At 74.5% G+C, this 21,211-nt stretch carries 18 protein-coding genes; 10 read left to right on the top strand and 8 right to left on the bottom strand.

Annotated elements, in window-relative coordinates:
* Positions 1–2: 2 nt before the first annotated feature.
* The 6 genes from MRQ36_RS01700 to MRQ36_RS01675 form a co-directional block, all read right to left on the bottom strand.
* Positions 3–1,646 (bottom strand): YcaO-like family protein, encoded by a 1,644-nt coding sequence (locus MRQ36_RS01700; protein WP_242791919.1) that lies wholly within the window; start codon positions 1,644–1,646, stop codon positions 3–5.
* Positions 1,647–1,917: 271 nt separating this feature from the next.
* Positions 1,918–2,106: a hypothetical protein gene (locus MRQ36_RS01695; RefSeq protein WP_242791916.1), complete on the bottom strand. Its 189-nt coding sequence runs from the start codon at positions 2,104–2,106 to the stop codon at positions 1,918–1,920.
* 113 nt (positions 2,107–2,219) lie between these two features.
* Positions 2,220–3,503, bottom strand: coding sequence for a hypothetical protein (locus MRQ36_RS01690; protein ID WP_242791914.1), 1,284 nt, complete (start codon positions 3,501–3,503; stop codon positions 2,220–2,222).
* Positions 3,500–6,133, bottom strand: a complete 2,634-nt coding sequence (locus MRQ36_RS01685; protein ID WP_242791912.1) for a lantibiotic dehydratase family protein — start codon at positions 6,131–6,133, stop codon at positions 3,500–3,502. The genes MRQ36_RS01690 and MRQ36_RS01685 overlap by 4 nt, the downstream gene beginning before the upstream one ends.
* Complete coding sequence (locus MRQ36_RS01680) at positions 6,130–7,185, bottom strand: hypothetical protein (protein WP_242791910.1); 1,056 nt, start codon at positions 7,183–7,185, stop codon at positions 6,130–6,132. Before MRQ36_RS01680 ends, MRQ36_RS01685 begins: the two co-directional genes overlap by 4 nt.
* Positions 7,186–7,336: 151 nt before the next feature.
* Positions 7,337–7,534, bottom strand: a complete 198-nt coding sequence (locus tag MRQ36_RS01675) for a hypothetical protein (protein ID WP_242791909.1) — start codon at positions 7,532–7,534, stop codon at positions 7,337–7,339.
* A 215-nt stretch (positions 7,535–7,749) separates the two neighbouring features.
* Here MRQ36_RS01675 and MRQ36_RS01670 point away from each other — a divergent pair, with 215 nt between their 5' ends.
* From MRQ36_RS01670 to MRQ36_RS01630, 10 genes are all read left to right on the top strand, one after another.
* A complete protein-coding gene (locus tag MRQ36_RS01670; RefSeq protein WP_242791907.1) occupies positions 7,750–8,709 on the top strand; it encodes an ABC transporter ATP-binding protein in 960 nt (319 codons plus the stop codon).
* Entirely contained in the window at positions 8,706–9,461 is a 756-nt protein-coding gene (locus tag MRQ36_RS01665) for an ABC transporter permease (RefSeq protein WP_242791906.1), read from the top strand. The genes MRQ36_RS01670 and MRQ36_RS01665 overlap by 4 nt, the downstream gene beginning before the upstream one ends.
* Positions 9,458–10,360 (top strand): pitrilysin family protein, encoded by a 903-nt coding sequence (locus tag MRQ36_RS01660; protein ID WP_278187402.1) that lies wholly within the window; start codon positions 9,458–9,460, stop codon positions 10,358–10,360. The genes MRQ36_RS01665 and MRQ36_RS01660 overlap by 4 nt, the downstream gene beginning before the upstream one ends.
* Complete coding sequence (locus tag MRQ36_RS33065) at positions 10,258–10,740, top strand: insulinase family protein (RefSeq protein WP_308194766.1); 483 nt, start codon at positions 10,258–10,260, stop codon at positions 10,738–10,740. The genes MRQ36_RS01660 and MRQ36_RS33065 overlap by 103 nt, the downstream gene beginning before the upstream one ends.
* A 5-nt stretch (positions 10,741–10,745) precedes the next feature.
* Positions 10,746–12,014: a pitrilysin family protein gene (locus MRQ36_RS01655; protein ID WP_242791903.1), complete on the top strand. Its 1,269-nt coding sequence runs from the start codon at positions 10,746–10,748 to the stop codon at positions 12,012–12,014.
* A gap of 892 nt (positions 12,015–12,906) precedes the next feature.
* Positions 12,907–13,509 carry a hypothetical protein gene (locus MRQ36_RS01650; protein ID WP_242791900.1) on the top strand — a complete coding sequence of 201 codons (603 nt, stop codon included), beginning with the start codon at positions 12,907–12,909 and terminating at the stop codon, positions 13,507–13,509.
* A gap of 2 nt (positions 13,510–13,511) precedes the next feature.
* A complete protein-coding gene (locus MRQ36_RS01645) occupies positions 13,512–14,408 on the top strand; it encodes a hypothetical protein (protein WP_242791897.1) in 897 nt (298 codons plus the stop codon).
* A 16-nt stretch (positions 14,409–14,424) separates the two neighbouring features.
* Positions 14,425–15,012 carry a hypothetical protein gene (locus MRQ36_RS01640; protein ID WP_242791892.1) on the top strand — a complete coding sequence of 196 codons (588 nt, stop codon included), beginning with the start codon at positions 14,425–14,427 and terminating at the stop codon, positions 15,010–15,012.
* A gap of 189 nt (positions 15,013–15,201) precedes the next feature.
* Entirely contained in the window at positions 15,202–15,360 is a 159-nt protein-coding gene (locus MRQ36_RS01635; protein ID WP_242791889.1) for a hypothetical protein, read from the top strand.
* 88 nt (positions 15,361–15,448) lie between these two features.
* Complete coding sequence (locus MRQ36_RS01630; RefSeq protein WP_242791887.1) at positions 15,449–18,346, top strand: AAA family ATPase; 2,898 nt, start codon at positions 15,449–15,451, stop codon at positions 18,344–18,346.
* Positions 18,347–18,642: 296 nt separating this feature from the next.
* On the opposite strand, the gene MRQ36_RS01625 is transcribed toward MRQ36_RS01630, so the two are convergent.
* Positions 18,643–20,307, bottom strand: coding sequence for a cellulose-binding protein (locus MRQ36_RS01625; RefSeq protein WP_242791885.1), 1,665 nt, complete (start codon positions 20,305–20,307; stop codon positions 18,643–18,645).
* 369 nt (positions 20,308–20,676) lie between these two features.
* On the bottom strand, positions 20,677–21,057 hold the full coding sequence (locus MRQ36_RS01620; RefSeq protein WP_242791883.1) for a YccF domain-containing protein: 381 nt from the start codon (positions 21,055–21,057) through the stop codon (positions 20,677–20,679).
* Between the last annotated feature and the right edge of the window lie 154 nt (positions 21,058–21,211).

Raw genomic sequence — 21,211 nt, 5'->3', positions numbered from 1 at the left:
GGTCAGGGGAACGGGTGCGGGTCCGGGGACCGGTCGTCGGCGTCCGGCCCGAGTGCGGCGCGCAGCCGGGGCAGGCCGGAGAGCCGCTGGTGGGCCTGGCCGAAGCACATGGGTACGATCCCCGGCACGACGCACTTGACCACGGTGAGTCCGGCGGCGGTGTGGTCGGGGGTGGACTGGTCGACGACGAGGATGTCGTCGAGCCCGGCGGCGGCGAACCGGCCGGCGACGAACTCGAGCGCGCCGGTGACATCGCCGTCGGCGGCCCGGCTCAACTGCTGCGGCCAGTCGGGGAAGGCGTCCTCGACGGTGCCGACCGGGCCGCCCAGGACGGTCTCCACCCGGGGGAGCAGTTGCGGGAACGTGTACCGCCGCCAGTGGTGCGCGATGTCCTCGACCAGCCAGGGGTCGGTGACCATCGGCTCCACCTCGGCCGGGTCCCACGCCAGCCCGGCGGCAACCAGTTGGCACAGCTCCCACAGCGCGGCCCGGGCAGCGGCCACCGGATCGGGGTGGCAGCCGGCGGTGCTGAAGCTGGCCGGCAGGGCCCGGTCACGATGGATCGCCAATGCCCACACCACCGGGACGTCGATGTCGGCGGTGGCCTTCAGCAGGTGCACGTCGTAACCCCGGGCACGGGCGAGGCGCAGCATCATCCGGCAGTCCGGATCGGTCAGCGAGTCCGGATCGATCGTCGGCAGTGGCCGTCGCCGGTGCCAGGCGAGCAGGAAGGCGTCCCGCTCGGCCAGTTCGAGCAGCGAGTGCAGAGCCGCCTCGGGCAGGCTGTTGCCCAGCGCACTGCCACTGGACGACTCCAGGAAGTACGGTCGCGGGTCGGTGCCGCGTAGTCCGTACCCGTAGCGGTAGAAACCCACCTCCGCCGGGACCAGCCGGGGCGCCGAGCCGTCCAGCGGGCGGCCCCACACCCAGTCCAGCGGGGCGTCCTCGTGGTACGGGCGGATCCGGCAGGTCGGCGCGGCGAGCTGCCGGTCGGTGTATCCCCCCAGCCGGGTCGGGTCGAGGGCCAGGTCACCGAGTTCCCGGCGGGTGCGCTGCGGCACGATCGGCGCCGCGTGCGGATAACCGCCGAGGCGCTCGTACGCCTCCAGCACCGCGATCGCCTCCGCCTCGCGGAACCGGACCGCCCGCCCGGCTCCGGCCGGGGTACCGGCCAGCAGTTCCGCCTCGACCAGCGGGAAGGCGCCGGCCGCGTTGCGGGCCACCCGGACCAGCGGACCGAACCGGCCGTCACCGAGGGCAGCCCGCATCCGGTCCGGGTCGAGCCCGAACGGGGCACCCGAGCGGGTCGGTACCGGGTCGGGCGACGGATGCCGCTGCCGGACCAGTGGCCCGGGTGGCACGTCCGGCCCGGTCAGCAGCGGCCGGTCCGACCCGCCGCAGAGCCGGCAGCGGAAGGTACGGACCACCCGGTGGCGGGTGACCGTGCCGGTCGCGGAGACGGCGATCAGGTCGCCCGGACCGACCGGTGCGTGCGGCCGGCGGCCGGTCAGCACCGCGCCGACGACCTCGGCCAGCCAGGGCAGGAAGGACGCCGCGCCGCCGGCCGCCGCGGGCAGGTCGCCCTGCCCAGGCGTACGACCCTCCGGTCCGACCGGTCGCGTTCGGGTCGCTTGGCGGTCTCCCAACGGCGGTACTCGCTGTGCGCCTGCACGCAGCCGGGGCAGGCGTCGTCGTCCCCGCCGGTCGGCGGCCGATCAGCACTTCCGTCGCGGTGACCCGTACCGGGAGCAGGCGGCGGCCTGCGCGGCGGCGGCCGTCCGCGAGGCCGTTCCCAGCCGAGGTCGAGGCCGCCCGTGGCGGCGACCAGGTGTCCGGGCAGCCCGGCGGCCCAGGTCGCCCAGTCCCACGAGGCCGGTGCCTGCGGGCCGAGCCGGACGGTCCCGACCGGTGTGCCGGTCATCGCAGCACCACCGGGCCGGCGACCAGCGGCACGTCACCGGCGACCGGGTCCGGTGCGTCGGGGTCGCCGGTGATCCGTTGGCCACGGGCGGCGAGGAGGGCGTCGAGCCGGTCGGTCAGCCGCCGCAGCCGGTCACCGCCGGCCTGGGCGAGCCGGTGGGTGCCGACGCGGTCGGCGGCGAGCAAGGCACGCACCTCGGTGCGGCCTGGGCCTGCGCACGGCCGCCGACAGCGCCGCCCAGGCGGCCAGCTCGGGCGTCTCGCCCCACTCGGCGGCCGGACCGTACCGTCCGCGCTGGTCACCTCGACCAGGACCCAGTCCAGGTCGGGCAGTGTGTGGCGGCGGGCCTGCACCGCCCGCTCGTAGTGCTCGTCGAGCAGGCTCCACAGGGTGCGGGCGGCGGCCGGCGGGTCGTCCCAGCCGGTCGCCGTACCGGTGGCGGTGTCGAGCAGAGCGGCGCCGAGCAACCGCAGCGCCGTCGGCCGCCAGTGCCCAGTGGTCGGCCCGGCCGCGGCGACGCCGGGACCGGCCGGACCGACGGCCGCGCGGGCGGCCGCCAGGCGAACCGACAGGACGGCCTGGGCGCGGTCGTCGCCCCAGCCGGCCACCCGGCCCGGCCCGGGAACCAGCTCCGCGGTGGCCAGCGACATCGGCAACTGGGCCAGGTCGAGGTCCCGCTCCCGACGGTACGGCCCGGTCCAGCGGGCGAAGAGCGGGCCGAGCCGGTCGAGCATCGCCTCGGGTGTGTCCCCGGCGGCCGGGGCGGTCGGCCGGGGAGCCGCTGCGCCTGCACGTCGTGGCCGTGCACCAGGGTCGGCGCGGATTCGGCGGGCAGGGTTCCGGTCAGCGCGCCGAGCACGGCGTGGGTCGCCAGCGACCCGGCCAGCACGGCGCTCAGCGGGCAGGGCGCCGCACCGTCCGGTTCGGCGGCGGCCCAGTCGCCGGCCCGGCGGCCCAGCGCGACGAACTCCGCCAGGTCGCCGGCCTCCGGCGCCCCGACCAGGGCGATCCGCTCTCCCGCGTGCACCGGCACGACCCGGGTCCCGGCCGGCAGGGACGCCGCGGCGGCCACCAGGTCGAGCGGCCGGTCGGCGTCGTCGACCAGCACGACCAGCTCCGTCCCGGGCGACACGGTCGCGGTGGTGGTCGCGCCGTACCCGACGATGGTGCGCCGGGCCACCGCCGCGGCCGGGCCGTCGCCGAGCACCGGGACCACCGAGGCGCGCAGCCGGGCGAAGACCCGGTACGGGTCGGCGCAGCGGGCCTCCAGATAGCTCAGCACCTCGGCGTACCGGTCCGCCTCGCCGGGGGTGGGCGGGGTGCCCGCCCGGTCCAGGTCGAGCAGCACGTCCCGGTCCAGCAGGGTGTCCAGGATCCGCTGGACGGCCGGGCGGGCGGATTCGCCCAGCGCAGAGGAGAGTTCGTCCACGTCGGTGCCGCGGGTCAACAGGTCCAGCTGGCTGTCCAGCGCCAGATAGAGCCCCGCCGGGGCGGTGAGCAGGAACGACCGGCCCGCCCGCGTCCAGTAGATGCCCTGCGGCACCGGCGCGAAGTGGGTGCCGGGGCGCAGTTTCACCCTCATCGGTCCGCCGCCTCACGGGCCAGATCCAGTTCGAGGGTCCACTCCGTCGCGCGGGCCCCCGACCGCACGCCGGGCAGCGCCTCCTCCAGATAGCCCGGCAGCCGCCGTTCCAGGGACTGGGGCAGGACCCGCACCATCAGCGCGCTGGCCAGGTCGACGTACTGCGGCTTCTCCCGCCGGCGGGCGGTCAGGTAGCGGCTCAGCCGGGCGGTCGCCCCGCCCGGCGCGTCGGCGTCGTCGCCGTTCGCTGCCGGTCCGGTCCACAACGGCGTCTTCAGCACCACCTCGTCGGGTACGCCGTGCGCCGCCCGCCACGCGGTGAGCGCCACCAGGTGACCGGCCGGATCGGTGGGGTCCGCGACGGCGGGCAGGTCCGCGCCCGGATACCAGCGTCGGCGTTGCAGCACCACGCCACCCGCGCGCAGCCGGGGATAGCCGACGGTGGGGTGTCCCGCCGGATCGCCGTCCCAGGCACGCACCGCTTCGGCGTGCCGGACGGCCACCGGGTCCACCGCCACCCGCCCGGTGTCGTGCAGCCACACGGCCAGTGTGAGCGGAGCCGGCTGAAGCTCGATCCACTTCATGCCGAGGCCCATCACCACCACGCGGACGCCGTCCGGGTCGAGCACCGACAACTGGTCGGTGGCCAGGTCGTGGGCGAGCCGCAGCCCCAGCCAGTCGGCCGGGTCGAGGGTGTCGTCGAGCACCCGCACCCGATGGTTGATGTTGGACCGGTGCAGGCCCCGGTCCTCACGGACGGCGACGCCGGGGCGGGCGTACCGCTGCCGGATCCGGTCGCGCAGCCGCTGGGTGGCGTCGCTGCCCATCTCCTGCTGGAGGCCGAGGAAACGGCTCACCACCTGGCCGTGGCCGGTGTAGCAGGCGTTGACCACGAGCAGGCCGCGGTCGGGCTGCACGATCATCGAGTACGACGCCGCCGCCGGCCGGTACCGCTCGGGCAGTCCGTCGGCCAGCCCGGCCAGCCACTGCGGGGCCAGCACCACCTCGGGCGCGTCCCCGGCGGCCTCGATCGCCGCGGTGACCTGCCGCAGCGCCGCCGCGCGCCGGTCCAGCAGCGTCACCAGGGAGCCGTCGGCCGGGCCGAACCGTTCCGCGGCGGACCGGTCGCCGCCGCTCGCGCCGGCCGCGCCGAGGACGCCCTCCCGGCGGCGTACCGCCTCGACCAGTTCCTCCGCGTGGTCGACGAGATTCACCCGGGCACCGGGGCCGAACCGGTCGACGAAGGCCCGTACCAGCAACGCGCGGATCTCGTGGTGCCGGTCGAACATCGCGTGGAACCCGGTGACCGCCCGCAGGTCGGCCAGCGCCGGCTCGTAGCCGGCCGGGGAGACCGTGCCGGGCGGCAGCAGGTAGTCCTCGTTGACGTGCAGGCGGGCCGGGAAGGCGCTGCGTTCGTTGAGGCGGCCCTCGACGGCCCTGATCCGGGACAGCGCGGCCACCCGTTCCCCGACCGAGCCGCGCCGCGCGAGCTTCAGCGCCTCGCCGAGGGCGGCGATCTCCGCGGCGGCCGTCGGATCCCGGTCGAGCAGGAGGCCCAGCGCTGCCGGGACGGGGTCGACCGCCTGCTCGTCGAGGACCGGGGCGGCCACCAGGATCTGGGCCTCGACGGCGGCGGCGACCAGCCGGGCGGCCTCGCTCACCGGGACCCGGAGCCGGGCGGCCAGTTCGGTGGCCAGCGTGCCGCTCGGCACCGGTCCCAGCTGGGTGAGCCGCAGCAGGGCGGCGACCTGGTCGGTCAGCGCGGCGGCGAGCGCCCGCCGCCGGCCCGCCGCCCAGTGGTGGAACCGCACGTGCTTGTCGACCCGGAGCGTGGGGTTGCGCTGCACGACGTCCGGGACGCCCCCGGCACCGGGCGCGGAGACGATGCCGGTGACGAGGCTGGACAGCAACGCGCGGTCGGGCGTCAGCACCGACCGCGTCCGCTGCCGGTCGAACCGGGCCCGGTCCATCGGCTCGCCCTCCGGCGACCACCGGGCGAAGCCGACGGCGGTCAGCCGGGACAGCGGGCTGACCCGCAGCACCGCGCGGGCGTAGTGCTGGAGGATGCCGCGCTCGGACTTGCGGTCCCGGGCCGACGGCTCACCCGGGGCGCGCCGGTAGCGCTGCACGGCGTCCAGCACCTGCGGGGAGTTCAGCGCCAACGACAGCTGGAACGGCTCGCCGCCGATCGCGTCGGCCAGGACGCGGCGTTCCTCGGCGAGGAGGCTGGGGTAGGCGGCCTTGAGGGTGTTGCGGGCCAGCAGCGACCGTTCGGTGGCCCGCCACCAGGCGGCGACCGCCGGCGGCGGGGCGCTCTCCGGCCAGAGCGCGGCGAGCTGCTCGGGCTGCGGGTCACGGCCGTTGTGGACGGCCCGTTTGAGCTGCAGCAGCCGGTGCCGTTGTGCGCCGGTCGCCGCCGCGGTCAGCTCGTACAGTTCGGCGCAGGCCGGTTCGCGCCACTGGTGCTGCTCGCGGCCGGCGAGATAGAGCGCCTGGAGGGCGATCCGCAGGGTCGGACCGCCCAGCCGGCGCCCGGGGGTCGGGTTGAGGCGCAGCAACGCGGTGTCGGCCAGGTCCCATCCGGGACCGGTGGTCACGTGGGCGTCGGCGGGGTGCAGCAGATCGGTCACGACTGGCCCTTCAGTTCGCGGGCGAACCGGTGCAACCGCTGCGTCGCCGTCTCGCCGGTGATCTGGTCGGTGGCCTCGCTCAGCCCGTAGCAGAGGTAGTAGCGCTGCAGTGGGGTGATGCCGAAGCAGGTCAGCGACCAGTAGAGGACGTTGAGCACGACCCGGTGCGCGACGTGTCGGTAGGACGGGTCCGCGACCAGGCCGGTCTGGAGGATCTCGCCGATGAAGTCACTGCGGACCGGGGTGCCCAGGGGGAGCGGGGTCGGGCCGATCGCCTCCTGGATGGCCCGGTCGGTGACCGATCCGGCGGCGGTCAGCCCTTCGGCCACCCCCCAGGCGTACAGAAAGGCCGATTCCCAGGCGCGCAGCGCGGGGCTCGGCTCGTCGGTGAGCGCGGCCCGGAAGACCTGCTCGTCGTGCGGATAGCGCTGGGCGTAGCGGGCCCGCAGGTCGGTGTGGTTGCCGGTGGCGGAGGAGACACCCTCAACGTGCGAGCGGTACGGCAGCACCCCGGCGCTGATCCCCCGGGGATGGGTGCGGGCGAGCATGCCCAGCACGGCCGCCAGGTGCGGCAGGATCTCGTCGTCCCGCAGGGCGGCGCTGGCCAGCATCGGCTCCAGGAACCGGCCGAGGATCTGGTCGGCGGCCAGGGCGAGGGCGGGCGCGCCGGCGGGACGCGGCTGGTGCGCGACGACCTCGACGTGGCCGTGCGGGTGCACCGGCGACAGTTCCTGCCGGACGTTCTCCCAGCGCGCCAGGTCCGAGGCCCGCCGCAGGTAGCTCTGCTCGTCGGGGGTGGGCGTCGGGCGGGCCGCGGCGAAGGCTCCGGCCCGGGTGGCGAGTTCCGTCAGGTCGGCCTCGCGGTCGGCGTACGGCCGGGCCGTGACCAGCAGGTGGGAGCCGTGCAGCCAGCCCCGTCGTACGTGCACCACGGGAAGCTGCTGCGAGGACTTCAGTCGCCGGATCGGTTCGGCGAGTTCCCGCAGCAGCTCCCGCGGCTGTGCACTGTGGTCCGTGATGCGGACGGCCTTACCTGGGCCGAGATTCAACATGGTGACTCCAGGGAATACACGGCGTGCTCGACCGGAATGAGTTCCGGAAAAGGCACCCGCCGAATGGCCGGTAAATGGTCGGTCACCGATGGAGCGAGGCGGTCAGATCAGAGGTCGGCCGCCCGGGTCGTACGTGTTCCGGGGAATTCGCTCAGCAGCAGGACGACGAGGTCGACGCGGAACCCGAGGCGTTCAGCGGGTCCTCGCTGAGGATCTCCTCGCCGTCCGGGGTGTCGGCGATGATGATGATGACGGACGCGCCCATGTCGGGCAGCGCGACGGCGTCGGTGGCGTCCAGGACGGCGAGCTCGCTGACGTCGAACGAGCCGAAGTCGAGGGTAGCGTTCATGGCTTTTCTCCTTCATGAATTGAGTGCGATCGGTGTTTCCGGTGGTGACCTGAAAACACGATGCGCGATCGTGGAGCCGCCGCACAAGATTTCCCGGCGGCATCAAGATGCAGATTTCCGGGCCGCTCGGCAACAAGCTGCCAGGGCGTGGCGGAAGCATTGGCAGACCCTTCGGAAAGGCCCATGGTGGGGGCACACGGAAGAAGGGAGTCAACGTGATCAGCGCGGAGGGACTGTCCCGCACATACACGTCACGGGCCGGAAGCGTCGACGCGGTGCACGAGGTGAACCTGGCCGTCGACGCCGGCCAGGTGGTCGGCTTCCTCGGGCCCAACGGCGCCGGCAAGACCACCACGGTCCGGATGCTCACCACCCTGCTGGACCCGACCGCGGGCCGGGCCACCGTCGCCGGCTTCGACGTCGTACGGCAGCGCGCCGAGGTCCGGCGGCGGATCGGTTACGTGAGCCAGGCCAGCTCCTTCGTCCCGCAGCGCATCGGCGACGAGCTGCGTACCCAGGCCCGCCTGCACGGGCTGAGCGCCCGGCAGGCCGCGACCCGGACCGCCGAGCTGGCCGAGCGGTTCGACCTCACCGGCGTGCTCGACCGGTCGGCGCTGCGCGTCTCCGGTGGGCAGCGTCGCCGCTTCGACCTGGCACTCGGCCTGGTGCACCGGCCCGAGGTGCTCTTCCTCGACGAGCCGACCGCCGGCCTCGACCCGCACAGCCGCGCCGAGCTGTGGCAGCTGCTGCGTGAGCTGCGCGCCACGCAGGGCACCAGCGTCTTCCTCACCACGCACTACCTGGACGAGGCGGACGCGCTGTGCGATCGCGTCGTGGTCATCAACGCGGGGCGCATCGTCGCCGACGACACCAGCGACGCCCTCAAGGAGCAGCTCGGCGGGGACGTCGTGGTGCTCGAGACCGACCAGCTCGGCGCCGCCTCGGCGGTGATCGCCGCCGAGCTGCCCGGCTGCGCGGCCGACACCGCTCCCGGCCGGGTGCGTTTCCAGATCGACCACGCCCAGCGTCGCCTGCCCGGGTTGCTGCGCGAACTCGACCGGGCCGGGGTGGCCCTCACCTCGGTGTCGGTCAAACGACCCACCCTCGACGACGTCTTCCTGCGTCTCACCGGGCATGCCACGGCCAGCCCGCTCCGCACGGAGGTGGCAGCATGATGAGCACCGCCTGGGTGATCTTCCAGCGCTCCATGCGTTACACCGTCAGCAACCCCGCGTGGGTCGTCACCGGGCTGCTCCAGCCCGTGCTGTACCTCGTCCTGTTCGGTCCGCTGCTCAGCGGACTCAACGACGTGCAGGGGTTCGGCGGCGGCAACTCCTGGCGCTTCTTCGTGCCCGGCCTGCTGGTCCAGCAGTGCGTCTTCGCCGCGGTGTTCGTCGGCTTCGGGGTGCTCGCCGAGGCCCGGTCCGGGGTGCTGGACCGGATGCGGGTGAGCGGGGCGAGCCAGCTCGGTCTGCTGCTCGGCCGGATCAGCCGGGACGTGCTGGTGGTGCTCGCGCAGGCCGCGGTGCTGGTGCTCGGCGCGGTCGCGTTCGGCCTGCGGGCCCCGGCCGGCGGGATCCTGCTCACCTTCGTCCTGCTGGCGGTCTTCGCGGTGGCGATGTCCGCCGTGTCGTACGCGCTGGCGCTGCGGGTCCGCTCCGAGGGCGCGTTCGGCCAGATCGTCAACGCGTTCACCCTGCCGTCGCTGCTGCTGTCCGGGGTCCTGCTGCCGCTCACCCTGGCGCCGGCCTGGCTGGCCGTGGTGGCGCGGGTCAACCCCCTGTCGCACGTCGTCGACGCCGCGCGGGGCCTGTTCGCCGGTCAGACCACCGGCCGGCCGGTCCTGGTCGGTTCGACGGTGGCGCTCACCGCGGCGGTGCTGGCGCTCTGGTTCGGTGTCCGCTCGGTACGGGGCATCTCGAAATGAGCCTCACCCTGGCTGCGCCCGCCCTCGCCCGGCACCGGCTCGCCAACGGCCTGCGGGTGGTGGCGCTGGACGAGCCACGGCTGAGCGCGGTCGGCATCGCGGTCGCCTACGACGTCGGATACCGCACCGAGACGCGGCCGGGGTTCGCCCACCTCTTCGAGCACCTGATGTTCCAGGGCGGCGGCGGGCCGGGTCGGGCCACGTACGCCCGGCAGGTCCAGGCGGCCGGCGGCGTCTTCAACGGCACCACCCACCGTGACCACACCAGCTACTTCCAGGCGCTGCCCGCTGCGGCCCTGGAGCAGGGGCTGCGCCTGGAAGCCGACCGGATGCGGGCGTTGAACGTCACCGCTGCCGACGTGACCAACCAGGTGGCGGTGGTCACCGAGGAGATCCGCCGCAACGTGCTCAACCGCCCGTACGGCGGCTTCCCGACCTTCCACCTCCCGGCGGTGCTGTTCACCCGGGAGGCCAACACCCACGACGGCTACGGTGATGTGGCCGCGCTCGCCGACGCGACCGTCGCGGAGTGCGAGACCTTCCACCGGGACTACTACCACCCGGGCAACGCGGTGCTGGCCATCGGTGGCCAGATCCCGACCGAGCACGCCTTCGCTTTGGCCGAGCGGCACTTCGGGGCCATCCCGGCGGGTGCCGTGCCGGCACCGGTCGACCTCGGCGAACAGCCACCCCGGGCGGTACGCCGCAGCGAGCGGCCCGACCCGCTCGCCCCGCCCGCGCTCGCCCTCGGCTGGCAGGTGCCTGCCCCCGCGTCGCGGCGTACCTCGCGACCCTGGTGGTCGCCGCGGTCCTCGGCGGTGGACCGGCCAGCCGACTCGTCCGGGCCGCCGTGCGCGACTACGGGCCGGCGACCCGGGTCACCGCGCACCTCGGTCTGACCGGCGGGCCGTTCGAGAGCCGCGACCCGGACGCCCTGGTGGTGTCCGCTGTCTTCGGGCCGCGTACCCCGGCCGGGGCCGTCGAGGAGACGATTCTCGGCGAACTGGCCGCCCTCGCCCAGGACGGCCCGACCGAGGCGGAGCTGCTGCGCGCGACCGCCCGGCTGCGGGCCGACTGGTACCGCGACATCGACCCGATCGGCGCCCGGACCCGGCGGGTCGCCGCCTTCGAGCTGCTGCACGACCGCGCCGAACTGGCCCTCTCCGCGCTGGCCGAGCTGACCACGGTCGGCGCGGACGAGGTCCGCGCGGCCGCCGCCGAGTTGGCCGGCCGGCGCCACGCCGCCGTGCACCTCGTACCCTCCGGAGGCGGAAGGTGACCACCGTGACCCCGTCCGTCAACGACCGGGAGGTCACCGACCTCACGCTCCCCAACGGCCTGCGCGTGCTCGTCGCCCGACGCCCGGCCGTGCCGCTGGTCCAGCTGCGCCTCGCGGTGCCCTTCGGTGCCGCCCCCGGTGACGACACCCACGTCGCCGTCGCCGAACTGCTGGCGGCCAGCCTGCTCTCCGGCACCGCACGGCGGGACCGGGCCACCATCGACGACGAGCTGGCCACCGCCGGCGCGGCGCTGACCGCGTCGGTCCGACCGCAGCGGCTAAGGGTCTCCGGCCACGCGCTCGCCGAGGAGCTCGACACCCTCGCCGAGGTGCTGGCCGACTGCCTGACCGGGGCGGCGTACCGGCCGGACGTCGTGGAGTTCGAGCGGACCCGGCTGCTCCAGCGGGTCCGGCTGGCCGGCACGCTGCCGGAGTGGATCGCCCGGGCGGCCCTGCTGCGGCACTGTTTCGGCGACCACCCGGCCGCCGTGGAGACCCCCGACGCCGAGCAGGTCGGCGCGGTCACCGCCGAGCAGGTCGCCGCGCTGCACGCGACCCGGCTCGTACCGAACGGGTCGGTGCTCGTCCTGGTCGGCGACGTCGACCCGGACGCCGCGGTCGCCCTGCTCGCCGAGCGGCTGGCCGGCTGGGCGGCACCGCATCCCGCCGTCGCGCTCGGGCCCCCGCCGCTGCCCACCGGCGACACCGTCGTGCTCCGGCACCGGTCGGGCGCCCAGCAGGCCGACGTCCGTCTGGCCGCGCCCTCGCTCGCCCGGGTCGACCCCGGCTTCATCGCCCTGCGCCTGGCCGACCACGTGTACGGCGGCTATTTCAGCTCCCGACTGGTGCACCGGCTGCGCGAGGAGCGTGGCTACGTCTACACCGCGTCCTCCGGCATCGAGGAGCAGGCCGGGCGGGCGCTCAGCGTCATCCAGTTCGGCTGCGCCCCCGAGCACGCCTGGGCGGCGGTCGACGAGACCCGGACGCTGCTGGCCCGGATCAGTGACACCGCACCACCCACCGCGGCGGAGATCGAGGCGGCCCGCGGTCACCTGGCCGGCATCACGGCCATCTCCGAGTCCACCCAGATCGGCCTCGCCGAGGCCCTCTGCGGGGTCGCCGTCGCCGGGCTGGACCCCCGGTGGCTGACCCGGTTCCCGGTGGCGCTGCACGAGACGACGGACGACGAGGTCCGTGCCGCTGCGCAGCGGTACCTGCGGGCCGAGGCGTACACCGGGGTGCTGCTCGGCCCCGAGAAGGTGAGGCCCCGATGAAGGTGAAGCTCCGCCCCGGAACCCAGTTCGTACCGGCGCCGCGCGGCGTCCGCTGCACCCGCGCCGACGACTCCTTCCTGCTCACCGGGCCACCCGCGCTCTTTCCGCTGATCGACGGCGCCCTGGGCGACCTCTACGACGGGACGACCGTCGAGGAGCTGCTGGCCACCGTGGCGGCGCCCGCCCGGCCGGCGCTGGACCGGGTGGTCGCGGTGCTGCTGGAGCGCGGCGCACTCTTCACCGTCGACCCGGCGGTCGCCCCGCCGCCGGACCGGGAGAGCGCCGCGCGCTACGCCGACGTGCTGGCCTACCTGGAGGAGCACTGCGCCCAGCCGTACGCCGCCTTCGCGACCCTGCGGCGCACGACGGTGACGGTGCTCGGCGACGGACCGGCGGCGGCCGGCGCGCGCAGTGGACTCGCCGCCGCCGGCGTCGGTGCCGGTGGCGCGGACGCGGACCTGGTCGTCGCCGTCGACGTCACGCCGCCCCCCGGGGTGCCGGTGCTGCCGGTGATGGGCCCGGCCCGGCGCGGTGATGGTCGGCCCGGTCCTGCCCGACCGGTCCGCGCTGCCGGGGGTGACCGCCGCGATGGACCGGGCGGAGCAGTGGCAACGCGCGCTGGCCGGCGGCGCGGCGCCGCTCCCGGTCGGCGCGGTCCTGGCCGGCTCGCTGGCCGCGCGTCGGGTGCTGGACCACCTGCTGGAGCGGGGGGCGCAGACCCTGACCGTGGTGCACGGGCCGGCCGCCGACACCGTCGAGGTCCCGCTGGCCACCGAGCCGCCCGTGGACCTGACCGAGCCGTGGCGCGGCTGGGGTGTTCCGCTGCCCGAGCCGGCCCCGGTGCCGCCGCTGCGCCGGGTCGCCCGGCAACCGGTGGACGGCTCTCCCGGCCGTGTACGGCTGGGGCGTCACCACGGCCGCCGCCGAGGCCGACGCCCTGCTGGCCCTGGCCCGGGCCCGGTGCGGGACGGACCTCGGGCCCGGGCGGGTCGCCGCCGCCGGGTTCGACGAGCCGCGCCGACGGCTCGACGGCGGCCTGCGCCTCATCGGGGCCGACCTGCTCCGGGACGAGCCCGGCACGCCGGCCGACAGCGACCGGCTCAGTCCCGCCGCGCGGGCCGTCGCTGCGGCGCTGCGCGACTACCACGAGCGGCCGGTCACGCTGCGGCTACGCCGGCTCCCGGTGGGGGACTGGGTGTTGGCCGGCGCGTACGACCCGACCGGCGACCTGCTCGCGGCCGAGTGGGCGTCCGGGGCCGCCGCCGCCCTGTACGCCACGCTGATGGCCGCGCTCGCCACGGTGGACGCCGGTGCCCCGTCGGTCGTCCTGCCCGGGACGTGGACCATCGCGCAGAGCGGCGACGACGCCGTCTCCGCCGCGCTCACCCACCTGTACACCACCCTCGGCGGTCGCCGCCTCACCGGTGACCCGCTGGTATCCGACCCGGTCATCGGCGACCTGCCGCTGGCGTACGGACCGATGTGGCTGGAGTGACCATGGCCGACGCGACCGACACCCTCCGCTTCGCGCTGCGCCAGGGTCCCCTGCGCGGCATCCTGCACGACCCGATCGTCATCGACGAGTCGGTGCCGACGACGGCGTTGCTCCCGCCTGCGGCGGCGCGTGGGGTGCGCGGCCGGCCGTTACCGCCGGGCACGACGGCCGCGCTGGCGGCGGCGGCCTACCCGGCCGGACGACTGCCGGCCGGGCCGGTCTCCTGGGAGCGGCTGGGCACCGTGTTGCTCGCCGCGTTCGGGCTCCAGCGGCGGGAACCGTCCAACCCGGCCAACGACCATCGGGTGACCGCGTCGGTGCGCAGCAAGTTCCCCGTGCACGTCTTCGTCGTGCCGCCCGCGGGACCGGCCGGCTACCTCGACGTCTACCGGCACGCGCTGGTCGACGTGCCCGACGTGTCCGTTCCGCCGCCGCTGCGGCCCGGCCCGGGTGAAGTGACCGTGGTGCTGGCCGCCCGGCACACCGACCTCCCGGCGCCGTACGGCGCGCTGCGCTGCGCGCTGACCGACCTGGAGACCGGGATCAACCTGCGGAGCCTCCTGGTGGCCGCCGAGCTGGCCGGGCTCGGGGCGGTGGCGGCGACCGACGGCCCGACGGTCACCAGCGCCGCCGACCTGGTCGGCGCCACCGGCCGGGCAGCTGGGCGGCACCGGTCACCGCGGTGCTGCGCGACGCGGGTCCGCTGCCGGAACCGGTCGACCTGCCCGCCACCACGGTCCCCGATGACCGGCTGCCGGCCGCGTCGGCCGACCGTACCCTCGCCGACCTGGCGCCCATGGTCGGCCACCGCGTGGCCCGGGCCGCGACCACCGGCCCGGCCGCGTCCGCCGGGACCACCGCGCCTGGCATCCCCGTCCTGCCGCCGGGCACGGTGCTGAGCTGGGAGCAGGTGTTGTGGCGCCGCTCCGCGGGCCGGGTGCGCGCCCCGCTGACCGGCCTGCGCGGCCGGCACGCGGGGACCGCGCGTTCCTCGACGACCTGCTCGCCTGGGCGGCCGTGCCCGCCCCGACCGGGCGGTTGCGCGCGGTCGGCGAGCGGGTCGGTCTCGGCGTCGTGCTGCACCGCGTCGCCGACCTGCCGACCGGCTGGTACGAGGTCGACGGCGGCACCGTGCGACCCCGCACCCTCGACGACCGCCTGCCGGCCCGCATCGAGCAGAGTTTCGGCTACCCGCTCTCCACCGCCAACGACTGCGGAGTACGGCACGCCCTCGCGATCTGCGTGTTCACCGTGGACCTGCGCGCGCTCGTCACCGAGCTGGGCGACGACGCCTGGGGGCTGCTCCAGGTGTGGTGCGGGTGGGTCGCGCACGGCCTCAGCATGGCCGCCGCGGCCCACGGACTCTTCGCCCGGCCCGCCCGGTCCTTCGACGAGCACCACCTCGGCGCGCTGCTGGGCACCCCGGCCGGGCAGGCGCCGGTGCTCATGACGGTGTGCGGCCGGTCCGCGTACGCCGAGCCCCTGCTCGACCTGCGGGCCTGAGCGCGCGGACCACCGGGGAAAGATACGTGCAACGTACCCATGTCGCCCCGGACGCCTGCGTGGGAGGGTTCCGTCTGCAGGTCAGCAACGACCACGACGACGGGCCCGGGATCCGCCACCGGAGGCCGCGGCGCCTGCGACCCAGCACGCCGGGGACCTCACCGGGCTCAGCTCGCGGAAGGAACGACGATGATCACCACCGAGAACAACCGCCGCAACCGGATCCGCCTCACCATCGCCACCGTGCTGGCAGCGGCGGCCGCCACCCTGGGCATCGCCCTCGCCGGACCCGCAGCGGTCACCGCCAGTGCCGACTCCGGAACCGGCTGCTGCATCCACCGGCCGTAGCGGCATCCACCGGGGTCCATCCATCGACGGGCGGCCTGCCGTTCGGTGGATGGACCTCGGTCACGGTCGATCACTACCATCGGCCACGATGGCGACCCGGACAGCACCGTTACGCGGCCGCGAGGGCGCGATCCACCAGGTGGAACGCGTTCTGGACGAGGCACGCGGAGGCAACGGCGGCAGCATCTTCGTACACGGCGAGAGCGGTATCGGCCGCTCCCGCCTGCTCGCCGAGGCCGGCCGGATCGGCCAGGCCGCCGGCATGGTGGTCCTGCGCGGGCGCTGCGGTGGCCTGGCACCCGCGACGCCGTTCCGCCCGCTCACCCAGGCGCTACTCGCCTACACCCGGACCGCCGGCAGTGCCACCGAGGCGCTCGGCCCGTACCGGCTCCTGCTCGGGCCGCTCATTCCCGAGTGGCGTGACCTCGGGCCGACCCCCGCCGACCAGTCGTTGATAGTGCTCGCCGAGGGCGTGCTGCGGTTGCTGAGTCTGGCCGGTCGGGAGAGCGGCTGCCTGATCGTCCTGGACGACCTGCACAACGCCGACACCGAGACGCTGGCGATCGTCGAGTACCTCACCGACAACCTGGCCGACCAGCCGATCGCGCTGATCGCTGCCACCCGGGAGCGGGACTGCGCAGCGATGGACCTGGCCCGTACCGCCGACCGGCACGGCGTCGCAGATCTGCTCGGACTGCGCCGCCTCACCCGCGACGAGCTGCGTCAGGTCGTCGCCGACTGGCTGGACGGCGAGCCCACCCGGTTGCCGGACGAGGTGGTGGAGCCCCTGTGGCGCACCAGCGCCGGCAACCCGGCGCTGGCCGAGGAACTGCTCGCCGAGATGCTGGAGAGCGGCTGGCTGAGCGACACCCCGCAGGGGTGGCGGCTGACCGGTCCGCCACGGGCGTACGTCCCCGGCTCCGTTGCCCGTCGCCTGGCCCGCCGGCTGGAGGCGTACGAGCCGCGCGAGCGTGAGCTGCTGGTCTCCGCCGCGATCTTCGGGGAGCGGTTCCCGTTCACCGCGCTGCACCGCGCCAGCGGTTTCGACGAGCCGGACCTCGTCCGGCAACTGCATCACGGCGCAGCCGCCGAGCTGGTCCGCCCGGACGGCCAGGACTGGTACATGTTCCGGCATCCACTGATCGCCGAAGCCCTGCTCGACACCTGTGCGTCGACACGCAGGACCGAGCTGGCGACCCGGGCGTTCGAGGCCGTGGAGGCCATCCACCCCGACCTGCCCGGCGTCTTCTGCCAGCTCGCCGCCACGCTGCGCCTGCGGGCAGGAGATCGTACCGGCGCGGGCCGTCACCTGGCCGAGGCGGCCCGACGGGCCATGGCCGACGGCGCCGCCGCGTCGGCCGTCGACCTGCTGGAGCAGGCGGAGCCGCTGGTCACCGCCGACCCCGCGCTGCACGCCGACGTCCAGGAGTCCAGGGTGCAGGCACTGGTCGAGGCAGGCCAGATCGACCGTTCGCTGCAGATGATCGCCGAGTTGGACGGCGTCGGCGGTGGATGGAACCCCGCCCGGCTGGCTGCCCTGCACACCCACCTGGCCTGGGCCGCGGTCGTTGCCGCCCGGACCGCCGATGGCCTGGACCAGATCACCGCCGCCCGCCGCCTGCTCGGCGACGACGCGTCACCGGAGCAGACCGCCGCCATCGACGTCGTCTCCGCGCACCTGGTCTTCGAACTGCCGGGACCGGGCCAGTTCCAGCTGGCCGAGCGGATGGCCCGGCAGGCCGCCGCCGTCGCCGAGCAGCACGACCTCCCGGTGGTGGCGTGCCAGGCGTGGCAGCTGCTCGGCACGCTGACCCGGCGCCGGGACGTCGACGAGGCGACCCTCTACCTGGAACGGTCGCGGCAGCTGGCCGTGAAGCACGGGCTGCGCATCTGGGAGATCCACGCCCTGGTCCGGCTGGGTAACGACGACGCGGCCCGGGACGGTAGCCTGCGTCGACTTCGCCACGTGGCTCGGGACGCCTGGACGGCCGGCGCGGTCACGGCGGCATACCAGGCGGAGTCCAGCATCGCCCTGCAGGTCGCCCTCCAGGGCGGGTTCGCCGAGGCGACCGAGATCATCGACCGCGCACTGCCGGCCACCACCCGTCTGCAGCTGGGCGAGACCGCCGGACACCTGGGGCAGACGCGGGCTGTCGTCGCGGCCCACCAGGGTCATCGTCGCGAGATGGAACGCGTCATCGGCGAGCTGCGCCGGCAGCAGAAGGACGCCCACTGGGCCGACGCGAAGGTGTTCGGGTTGGCCCGGGCGTTCTGCTCCCTGCTCGAGGAGAACCGGCCCCGAGCCCTCGCCGAGCTGGCCAGCACCCTCCAGGCCGACGGTGGCAACCCGGCGCTCTCGCCGATCAGCGGCCGGGTCGGACTGCACCCGCTGCTGCGCGCGCTGGCCGGGGAGGACGACGTCGGGACGTACGAGAACGGCGCGGACGGGGTGCGACGGCTGCGGTGGAACTGGCAGTTCGTGGAAGCAACCCGGGCGGTGCTGGCCGGCAGGACGGGGGAGCGGCCCGTCGCGGAGGCGGCGGCCGCCTCGGCCCTGCGGGCAGCCGAGCCCTATCCGCTGGCCCGGCACCTGATCCTCCGGTTGATCGCCGAGCCGGCGCTCGCCGACGGCTGGGGCGACCCGGTGTCCTGGCTGCGCGAGGCCGAGGCGTTCTTCCACAATGCCGAGGCGGTACGGGTCGCCGGTGCCTGCCGTGCGCTGCTGCGGCGAGCCGGGGTCGCGACGGGACAGCGCCGCGAGGGGGTCGACGGCATCCCGCGATCGTTGCGGGAGCTGGGCATCACCGTACGCGAATACCAGATCCTCGACATGATCACCGCACGGCTGGGCAACCGGGAGATCGCCGAACGGCTGCACCTTTCCCCCCGCACCGTGGAGAAGCATGTCGCGAGTCTGATGGCCAAGGCCGGCCACGCCGACCGGGCAGCCCTGCGGGACCTCGTCCTCGAACTGCGAACAGCCTGATCCTCCTCCGCCGGCGAAGCGTGCAGCCGGAGGACCTTCGAGTGGGCGGTTCTACGACTTCGGGCAGCATCACGAGTCAGCCGTGCGCGTGGGTTCGATGGCGTCACCGGCAGCGTTGCGTCTACGGCCTCGGCTGGCGATGAGCACGGCTGTGGCCCGGCGTCGGCCCTCCGGCTCCCGGGCGCGGGCCGGCCGTCGTGGTGCCGTCGACGGGCACCGCCCGGTTGAGGACCGCCACACCGGCCAGAGCTCGCGGCCGACGCCGGCGTCATCTGACGCCGGCGTCGGCCGGCCCGTTACGGGGTGACCACCCTGCCGCCGAAGGTGACGACCAGGCGCCCGTCGGAGGCGAAGGACCAACCCAGGGCACCGGAGTACTGGGCGCACCGGGACCCGTTGGTGCCGGACCAGAACTGGTTCGAGCTGTCGGAGTTGCCGACGATCTTGTCGCTCGAGCCGCCGTCGCAGGAGGTGTCGTTCCGGAACACCGAGGATCCGCCCTCGAAGTTGAAGTTGCGTTCGGTGTTGCCGATGCTGGCGTTGTTCGACACCGTCATCGAGCCGACGTTGCGGTTGAAGGTGAACCCGTGATGACCGTTGTCGTAGGCGATGTTGCCCCGGACGATGTGGTTCACGCCGATGTCCGAGCCGCCGAGCTTGAAGCCGTTGCGGTCACCGGCGCCTGCCTGGCCGCCGTTGCTCAGGGTGCCGTTGCCGTAGGCGAGCGAGGACTCGATCGTCACCGGGCCGATGGCTCCGGTGTCGGTCTTGGTGAACAGGTCGTAGCCGTCGTCGATGTTGTTGTGGGACACGGTGTAGCGGAAGACGTTGCCCGGGCCCACGGTGAGCTTCGGCGCGAACCCGTCGGCGTCCTCGCCGTCGGAGTCGGCGTTGTCATGCGACTCGGTGCTCACCACGAGGTTGTCGGACGGCCACTGGTCGCGGGGCGCGTTGGCCACCAGCCGCGAGAGCTGGAGCCCCGAGTCCCGGTTGTAGCGGGTCACCGTACGCTCGATGATGTTGTTGCTGCCCCCGAGCAGGATGCCGTTGTCCCCGGCGCGCTCGACGACGATGCCGCGGATGTGCCAGTACGATCCGCCGACGGCGAGGCCGCGGTTCGCCGGGTCCTCGCTCTGGGCCGAGAAGTTCAGGATCGGGGTCTCACCCGGGTAGGCGAACAGGTTCTTGCGCGCGCTCGACGTGCCGTCGTTGCCCTGGCCGATGGTGATGGTCTGCGAGTAGCGGTAGGTGCCGCCGCGCAGGTAGATCGTGCCGCCGGCGGCAACCCTGGTGATCGCGGAGGTGAGCGTCGTCGGGTTCGCCTGCGTGCCGGCCGCGCCGTCGGTGCCGTTCGGGGCCACGTACAGCGTGCTGCCGGACGGCGGGGGCGTGGTCGGGGGTGGCGTGGTCGGCGGGGGAGTCGTCGGCGGCGGGGTGGTCGGCGGCGGTGTGGCCGAGCCGGACGCGTACGTCTCGAACTCGGCGACCTTCGGGGTGCCGGTCGCGCTGGCGATCTCGAAGTTGACCTTGCGCAGCGAGGTGGCGGCGAAGGTGACGGCCCCGGCCCCGGTGCCGCTGGCCAGGGTGGCGCCGGTGTCGTTGTTGACGACCCGCCAGGAGCGGATGACCCCGATGGCGCCGGCCGCCTCCCGGATGTTGATCGAGCCCACCGTCGTGGCGGAATCCCACTTGACCGAGATGCGGCCGGTCGAGCCGGACGGCGACCAGTAGGTGTTCAGGTTGCCGTCGGTCACGTTGCCGTAGCTGGTGCCGTCGGCCTTGCTGGAGCCGTCGGCGCCGGCCCCGAGGCTGAGGTTCGTCGCATTGACGCTGACCGGGGCGGGACCGGGGCCGCCTGCCGCGCCTGATGCCTGGGTCATCGGCAATGCCGCGGCAACCGCGGCCAGGGCGGTCACGGCGGTGCTGCCGGCAAGGAACTTGTGTCGCACTGCGATTCGCACTGGTGGACTCCTCAGGAGTGAGCGCGGTGCGGGCGGGCACCCTTTCCCGCCCGACACCGCGAATGACCTCGTGTCCGCACCCTCAGCCCGGGTCGAGGGCTCGCGACATTGATGAACATCAGACTAGGAAAGCGCTTACCTGCAGGGCAAGAGGCGGGACGTGCAGGTTTGTTGCAGGGGCCCCGCACCCGCTTCGGTCGCCGTCTGGCGCACCGACCTGCGGACGCGACCTGCTCCCGTGCACCGTGAGGTGTCCTGTACCGGCGGATGGGCGATACGCCTGACGCGTGCCGCCGCACGTCAGGCGAGGGCGCCGTTTCGCTCTGCGTCTGCAGAGGTAGCCAGCACTGTGGAGCAGGGTCGTTGCTTCTATGGTGCGTCGACAACCTCGCGGCCGAGGGGCCAGAATGCGGCGGGCACGAGCTTGAAGTTGGCGATGCCGAACGGGATGCCGATGACCGTCAGACACAGCGCGATACCGGCGAGGATGTGGGTCAGGGCCAGCCACCAGCCGGCGAGCACCACCCAGAGGATGTTGGTCAGCCCGGAGACGATACCGGCGCCCGGCTTGGGCACGACGGTGCGGCCGAACGGCCACAACGAGTAGACCGCCAGCCGGAGCGATGCGACGCCGAACGGAATGGTGACGACCAGGAGGAAGCAGATCAGCGCGGCGATGCCGTAGCCGGCGGCGAGGACGATGCCGCCGCCGAAGATGAGCCACAGCAGGTTGAGCACGAACCGGATCATGTTTCTGAGCATGACCGATGAGCGCCACCTGAATGGTGCGGGCGGCCCAGCCGAAGGTCGGCCGGGTGCCCGGCGGCGGTCGCGGTCAACGGTGCCGCAGCCGCCGGGTCTGGTGCTGGCGGTTTCCGGACCGGGCGTCCGGCGGGGCGTGCCG

It is taken from the genome of Micromonospora sp. R77 (genome assembly GCF_022747945.1).
GTDB lineage: Bacteria > Actinomycetota > Actinomycetes > Mycobacteriales > Micromonosporaceae > Micromonospora.
This window is presented reverse-complemented; position numbering and strand designations above follow the sequence as displayed.

Excerpts from the sequence above, each read along its gene's own strand:
- MRQ36_RS01690 (WP_242791914.1), bottom strand. The coding sequence starts at position 3,503 with ATGAGGGTGAAACTGCGCCCCGGCACCCACTTCGCGCCGGTGCCGCAG.
- MRQ36_RS01680 (WP_242791910.1), bottom strand. The coding sequence starts at position 7,185 with ATGTTGAATCTCGGCCCAGGTAAGGCCGTCCGCATCACGGACCACAGT.
- MRQ36_RS01675 (WP_242791909.1), bottom strand. The coding sequence starts at position 7,534 with ATGAACGCTACCCTCGACTTCGGCTCGTTCGACGTCAGCGAGCTCGCC.
- MRQ36_RS01665 (WP_242791906.1), top strand. The coding sequence starts at position 8,706 with ATGATGAGCACCGCCTGGGTGATCTTCCAGCGCTCCATGCGTTACACC.
- MRQ36_RS01660 (WP_278187402.1), top strand. The coding sequence starts at position 9,458 with ATGAGCCTCACCCTGGCTGCGCCCGCCCTCGCCCGGCACCGGCTCGCC.
- MRQ36_RS01645 (WP_242791897.1), top strand. The coding sequence starts at position 13,512 with ATGGCCGACGCGACCGACACCCTCCGCTTCGCGCTGCGCCAGGGTCCC.
- MRQ36_RS01635 (WP_242791889.1), top strand. The coding sequence starts at position 15,202 with ATGATCACCACCGAGAACAACCGCCGCAACCGGATCCGCCTCACCATC.
- MRQ36_RS01630 (WP_242791887.1), top strand. The coding sequence starts at position 15,449 with ATGGCGACCCGGACAGCACCGTTACGCGGCCGCGAGGGCGCGATCCAC.
- MRQ36_RS01620 (WP_242791883.1), bottom strand. The coding sequence starts at position 21,057 with ATGATCCGGTTCGTGCTCAACCTGCTGTGGCTCATCTTCGGCGGCGGC.